Origin of the sequence: Spirillospora sp. NPDC046719 (genome assembly GCF_040645715.1) — a bacterium.
In the GTDB taxonomy this organism is placed as follows: Bacteria; Actinomycetota; Actinomycetes; order Streptosporangiales; family Streptosporangiaceae; genus Spirillospora.
Genome location: NZ_JBEYYT010000519.1, coordinates 1 through 5,758 on the forward strand (window position 1 = coordinate 1; position 5,758 = coordinate 5,758).

A 5,758-nucleotide genomic window follows, 5' to 3' on the forward strand; every position below is an offset into this window, starting at 1 on the left:
GCCAGCGCCGGGGCCGCGGCCTTCCCGGCGCCCGCGCACGCCCTCACCCCGCCCGGATGCGGCGACCACGCCGCCACGTCCCGCGCCCTGCACCGCATCACCGGCGTCGACGGGCTCACCGGAGCGACCGTACGGATCGACGACCCGCGCTGCGGGACGTGGACGGAAGCGAGCGGGGCGGCCGACCGCCGGACGGGGCGGCCGATGCCCGCGGACCCGCGCGTGCGCGTCGGCAGCATCACCAAGACGTTCACCGCCGTCACCGTCCTGCAACTGGCCGCCCAGGGCCGCGTCTCGCTGGACGCTCCGGTCGCCCGTTACCTGCCCGGGCTGATCGACGCGAACGGCCACGACGGGCGGGACATCACCGTCCGGAGCCTGCTGCGGCACACCAGCGGCCTTCCCGACCACATGGACTCCTTCCAGAGCACGGACGAGTTCCGCTTCCGGCACTTCGAGCCCGAGGAGCTCGTGCGCCGGGCGCTGCGGCTCCCCGACCCCGGCAGGGGCTGGCACTACTCCACGACCAACTACGTCGTCGCGGGACTGATCGTGGAGAAGGTCACCGGGCACCGCCTGGAGGACGAGACGGAGCGGCGGATCATCCGGCCGCTCGGCCTGCGCGGCACGTACTGGCCCGGTGACGAGACCTGGATCAGGGGCCCGCACCCGCGCGGCTACGTCCGCGTCGAGCGGGACGGGACGGTCCGCCGCGCCGACAGCACCGAGATGAACACGACCGTCGCCTGGGCCGGCGGCGCGCTGATCTCCACCCCGCGCGACATGAACGCGTTCTACGGCGCGCTGCTCGGCGGTCGGCTCCTGCCCGCGGGGATGCTCGCCGAGATGGAGCGGACCGTCCCGACCGACCCCGACCGCACCTGGCCGGGCGCCGCCTACGGGCTGGGGCTGATCGGGACGCCGCTGCGCTGCGGCGGCACCTGGTGGGGCCACGCCGGCGACATCGACGGGTTCACCACCCTCGCGGGCGTCGCGCCCGGCGGGCGGCGCGTCTCGATCGCCTTCAACGAGAACCCCGCCACGCAGGCCGCCTTCGACGACGAACTGGACCTCGTCCAGACCGGCCTGTGCGACCACCCCGGAACGGAGATGTCATGACCACGAGCAGGACCCTGGCCGCGGCCGCGGCGGGACTGGCGGCGGCCGCCGTCGCGGCGTCCTTTCCGGCGATGGCGAGCGCCGCTCCGTCGGCGACCGCGACCGCTGACGGCGGGCTCGGCCGCTACTACTCCCAGCACCTCGCCTGGAAGGCGTGCACGCTCGGCCCGGACGACGAGGTGGGGCGGAGCCTGGACGAGGCGGGCGCCCGCTGCGCGGACGTGACCGTCCCGCTCGACTACGCCCGCCCGGACGGCCGCACCATCACGATCGCCGTCTCCCGGCTCGCCGCGTCCGACCGGGCGCACCGGATCGGCACCATGCTGATCAACGGCGGCGGCCCCGGCCCGTCCATCGACATGCCGCCCTACATCCGCGACCTCATGGGCAAGGCCGGCCCGCGCTACGACCTGATCGGCATGGACCCGCGCTCGCTCGGCCGCAGCGCCCCCGTCGACTGCCACTGGCCCAGCGCTACCTGGGTCAGGTCGGCGGGGGAGACCCGCCGATCGTTCCGCCGCTCGGTCGCGTTCGCCGAGGACCTGGCGGCCCGCTGCGCGAAGACGAGCGGCGCGGAGCTGCCGTACATCAGCACCCGCGACATCGCGCGGGACATGGACGTCGTGCGCGGTGCGCTCGGCGAGCGGAAGATCTCCTACAACGGCGCCTCCTACGGCACCTACCTCGGCTCGGTGTACGCGACCATGTTCCCCGGCCGCCTCGACCGTACGGTCCTCGACAGCTCCGTGGACCCGCGCCGCTGGGGCCCGGGCCTGCTCGCCGGGACCGAGGGCCCTAACGACCGCGCGCTCGCCCATTGGGCCGGCTGGACGGCGAAGCGGAACGCGACCTACGGCCTCGGCGCCACGCCCGCCGAGGTCCTGGCGACCGTCCGGGACGTCGTCCGGGCGTCCGCCCGCGAGCCCCTGCGGGTGGGCCGCTACCGCGTCGACGACACCGCCCTGGCGTTCGTTCCGTTCGACCTCCTCGGCACCGACGAGGACTCCCAGCGGGCCGCCCTCGCGGACGCCGTCCGCGTGTTCAAGAAGGCCACGGCCGGGCCCGTCGAACCGACCAAGGACCTGGACGAGGAACTGGCGTTCCTGCTCACCGGCACCGATTCCCGCTACGGCAGCGGCCAGAGCGCGATCATCTGCGGGGACGCCACGACCTCCCGCGACCCCGGGACGTACTGGCGGGCCGTGCAGAGCCACCGGAAGGAGTCCCCGGTCTTCGGGCCGCTCGCCTACGGGGTCAACCCGTGCGCCTTCTGGCCCGTCCGGCCACGGGAGCCGCTCACCGAGGTCGGCGGGCCGCTGCCCGCCCTGATGGTCGCGGCGACCGGCGACACCCGGACGGTCTATCCGGGCAGCCTCGCCCTGCACCGGCTGCTCCCCGGCTCACGCATGATCACGCTCAAGGGCGCCGACGTCCACGCCCCCTACCAGCGCGGATACAAGAACGACTGCGTGACCGGCCAGGTGAACGACTACCTGCTCACCGGGCGGCTGCCCGCGCGCGACCGCACCTGCGCCCCGCAGGGCTGACGCGGCGGCGACCCGGGCCGGCGCGGACGGCCGGGTCGGTCTCGGTGGCCTGGACGAACGCGTCGGACACGGGTGCCCCTCTGTTGCGACAATTATTACATGTACTATTTGTAAGAATTGTGCGCGCGACCGAGGGAAAGGTGAGGGCCATGCCTCCCGAACGGCACCGCCGCCGCGAGATCCTGGACGCCCTGCGCGCCGCCGGCGCCCCGCTCGGCGTCGCCGACCTCGCCGGACGGCTCGGCGTCCACCCCAACACCGCGCGGTTCCACCTGGACGCCCTGGTGGCGGACGGCACGGCCGAGCGGACCCTCGACCGGCCGTCCGGCCCCGGCCGACCCCGCACCGTCTACACGGCCCGCCCCGGCATGGACCGCGGCGGCTCGCGCGGCTACCGGCTGCTGGCGCAGATCCTGCTCAGCCGGCTCTCAGGCGCCGGACCCGACGGGCGCCGGGAGGCCGAGCGCGCCGGCCGGGAGTGGGGCCGGTTCCTGGTCGACCGGCCGCCGCCGTTCGCCCGGACGAGCGCCGGCGACGCGACCGAGCGGCTCACCGCGCTGCTCGCCGACCTCGGCTTCGCGCCCGACCCCGACCCCGCCGGCGACGTCGTCCGGCTGCGGCACTGCCCGTTCCTGGAACTGGCCGAGGAGTACGGGCCGCTGGTCTGCGACGTCCACCTCGGCCTCATGCGGGGCGCGCTGGCCGAGCTGGAAGCGCCGGTCGAGGCCGAAGCGCTCGAACCGTTCGCCGAGCCCGCCGCCTGCCTCGCCCGCATCCGGCGCACCTGACCGCCCGCCGCCCCGCCGCCCGAACCCCGACGATCCGAAAGGCTCCGACGACCATGAACGCGACCGCGGCCGCCACGGCAGGCGCCCTGACCTTCCTCTGGCTCGGGATGGTGCTCGGAATCTCGTTCCTCGAGGCGCCGCTGAAGTTCCGCGCGCCGGGCGTGACCATCCCGATCGGGCTGGGCATCGGCCGGATCGTCTTCCGCGCCCTCAACCTCGTCGAGACCGTGCTGGCCGTCGCGGTGGTCGCCGCGGTCGCGGCCGGCGGCCCGCCGGTCGCCGTCACCGTGCTCGCCGCCGTCCTGGTGGTGCTGCTCGCCGTGCAGCTCGGCGCCGTCCGGCCGCGCCTGAACAAGCGGTCCGACCGGGTGCTCGCCGGGGAGGACGACCGGCCCCGCTCCCGGGGGCACCTGTACTACGTGGCCCTGGAGGGCGTGAAGGTCGCCCTGCTGGTCGCCCTCGGCTTCTCCGTCCTCGCGGCGGGCTGACCCGCCCGCCCCCCGGCCGGCGGCGCGGAGCCGTCAGCGCTTCGCGACGGTCAGCAGCACCGCGGCGTCCTCCAGCGCCCCCAGCGCGTGCCTCGCCGGCGGGATGATCAGCATGTCGCCGGACATGCCGTCCCACGCGTCGTCGCCGCTCGTCAGCCGCACCCGCCCGTGCAGGACGAGCAGCGTCGCCTCCCCGGGGCTCTCGTGCTCGGTCAGCGCCGTGCCGGAGGTCAGGGCGATCAAGGTCTGCCGCAGGGCGTGCTCGTGGCCGCCGTAGACGGTCTCGGCGCTGCGTCCCGTGCCCGCCGCGGCGGCCCGCTTGAGGTGGTCCCTTACCTGCGCGTCCAGCGAGAGCTTCTGCATGGCACCAGTCTGCCAGCGCCCTGCGGGGACGCCAGGGAGGGACCCGGACGCGGCGCCCGGTGACGGCCCGGTGTCAGTTCAACGGCCCGGTGTCAGTTCAGCGGGGCGCCGGTCACCGGCGCGCCGAGCGCGCTGCCCTTCAGCCACTCGTCCCACGACTTCACCCACGGCGTCGGCCCGTTCCCGAACTGGAGCTGCCGCGACGTCCCCGTCACCTTGACGATGTCGCCCCGGTTGGTGAAGTTGTAGAACCACTTCGCGTCCGCGGGGGAGGCGTTCACGCAGCCGTGGCTGACGTCGGAGACGCCCTGCGAGCCCGTCGACCACGGCGCCGCGTGCACGAACGTCCCGCTGTAGGTCAGCCGCACGTTCCAGCTCGTCGGGATCCGGTACTCGCCGGGGTCGCCGGTCGTCGCCGAGTCCATGATGATGTGCGCCGCCTTCTCCTGCGCGATCATCGTGCCGCTGTAGCTGTCGTGGCCCGGCTTGCCGAGGCTGACCTTCATCGTCCGCACCACCCGGCCGTTCTCGGTGACCTTGGCGCGGTGCGTGCCGTCGCTGACCGTGGTGATGTGCTTCGGGCCGACGGTGAAGGCCAGCGTCCGGTCCTTCATGCCGTAGAGGCCCTCGCCCGCCTTCAGCCCGGCGAGGTGCGCGATGACCTTCACCTTCTCGCCGGACGGCCAGTAGTCGCGGGGCCGGAAGTCGACCTCCCTGTCGCTGATCCAGTACCAGGCGCCCTGCACGGGCGTGGACATCCGGACCTCCAGCGCCTTCTCCACCGCCTGCTTGCCGGCCTTGGTGCTCACCGGCCTGGACAGCAGCAGCTGCACCGGCATCCCCACCCCGACGGTCTCGCCGTCCAGCGGAGACATGCCGGTCTCCAGCTTCTTGGCGGGCGTCAGGGTGGTGAAGGTCGAGGTGACGGTGACCGGCTTGCCGCCGTCGGCGGAGCCCTGCGCGGTCACCGTGTACGTGGTGGACGGCCGCAGCGTCCACGACGACCGCCACGACTTGCCGTCCGGCGCCAGCGTGCCCGCGGCCTTCTCGTTCTTGCCGTACGTGAGGGTGACGCTCGTGAGCTTGCCCTTGTCGGCCTTCACCAGCACGGGCTGGTCGGGCGCCACCTGCTTGGCGCCGGTCGCCGGGGTGATGGCGAGCTTCGCGGCGTCCTCGGCCTTGCCGCCGCCCGCGCCGCCGCCCTTGTCGCCTCCTCCGCCGGAGGAGCATCCGGCGACGGAGATGGCCAAAGCCCCGATGATCGCCGCACCCGCCGTCCCGGTCCGACCCTTGCGCATCACCGAACTCCTCATGCTCGACACGCGGAACCTCATGGTCAGGTTATGCGCCCTTAGCGGCGCGGCATGCCGATGCGAGGGAACGTCCCGCCTTTCTCACAGGTGGGCAATGGTCCCGTCAAGTCACGAAGGCCGGTGCCGCGCGGCGTTCCCAC

The 5,758-nt window shown here is 74.0% G+C and carries 6 protein-coding genes; 4 read left to right on the plus strand and 2 right to left on the minus strand.

Going from position 1 to position 5,758, the window contains the following annotated elements; translation table 11 throughout:
- The 4 genes from ABZ914_RS44785 to ABZ914_RS44800 all read left to right on the plus strand — a co-directional run.
- On the plus strand, positions 1-1,119 hold a 1,119-nt coding region (locus tag ABZ914_RS44785; RefSeq protein ID WP_500200796.1), incomplete at its 5' end, for a serine hydrolase domain-containing protein.
- The gene (locus ABZ914_RS44790) at positions 1,116-2,666 is read left to right on the plus strand and encodes an alpha/beta hydrolase (RefSeq protein WP_500200797.1); all 1,551 of its coding nucleotides are present in this window, start codon (positions 1,116-1,118) and stop codon (positions 2,664-2,666) included. The genes ABZ914_RS44785 and ABZ914_RS44790, both read left to right, overlap by 4 nt.
- Positions 2,667-2,815: 149 nt before the next feature.
- Positions 2,816-3,454, plus strand: coding sequence for a helix-turn-helix transcriptional regulator (locus tag ABZ914_RS44795; RefSeq protein WP_500200798.1), 639 nt, complete (start codon positions 2,816-2,818; stop codon positions 3,452-3,454).
- Between the two features lie 53 nt (positions 3,455-3,507).
- Positions 3,508-3,942, plus strand: a complete 435-nt coding sequence (locus ABZ914_RS44800) for a hypothetical protein (protein ID WP_500200799.1) — start codon at positions 3,508-3,510, stop codon at positions 3,940-3,942.
- A gap of 33 nt (positions 3,943-3,975) precedes the next feature.
- Here ABZ914_RS44800 and ABZ914_RS44805 read toward each other — a convergent pair whose 3' ends face one another.
- A complete protein-coding gene (locus ABZ914_RS44805; RefSeq protein WP_500200800.1) occupies positions 3,976-4,305 on the minus strand; it encodes a cupin domain-containing protein in 330 nt (109 codons plus the stop codon).
- Between the two features lie 92 nt (positions 4,306-4,397).
- Positions 4,398-5,603 (minus strand): L,D-transpeptidase, encoded by a 1,206-nt coding sequence (locus ABZ914_RS44810; protein WP_500200801.1) that lies wholly within the window; start codon positions 5,601-5,603, stop codon positions 4,398-4,400.
- Positions 5,604-5,758 lie beyond the last annotated feature (155 nt).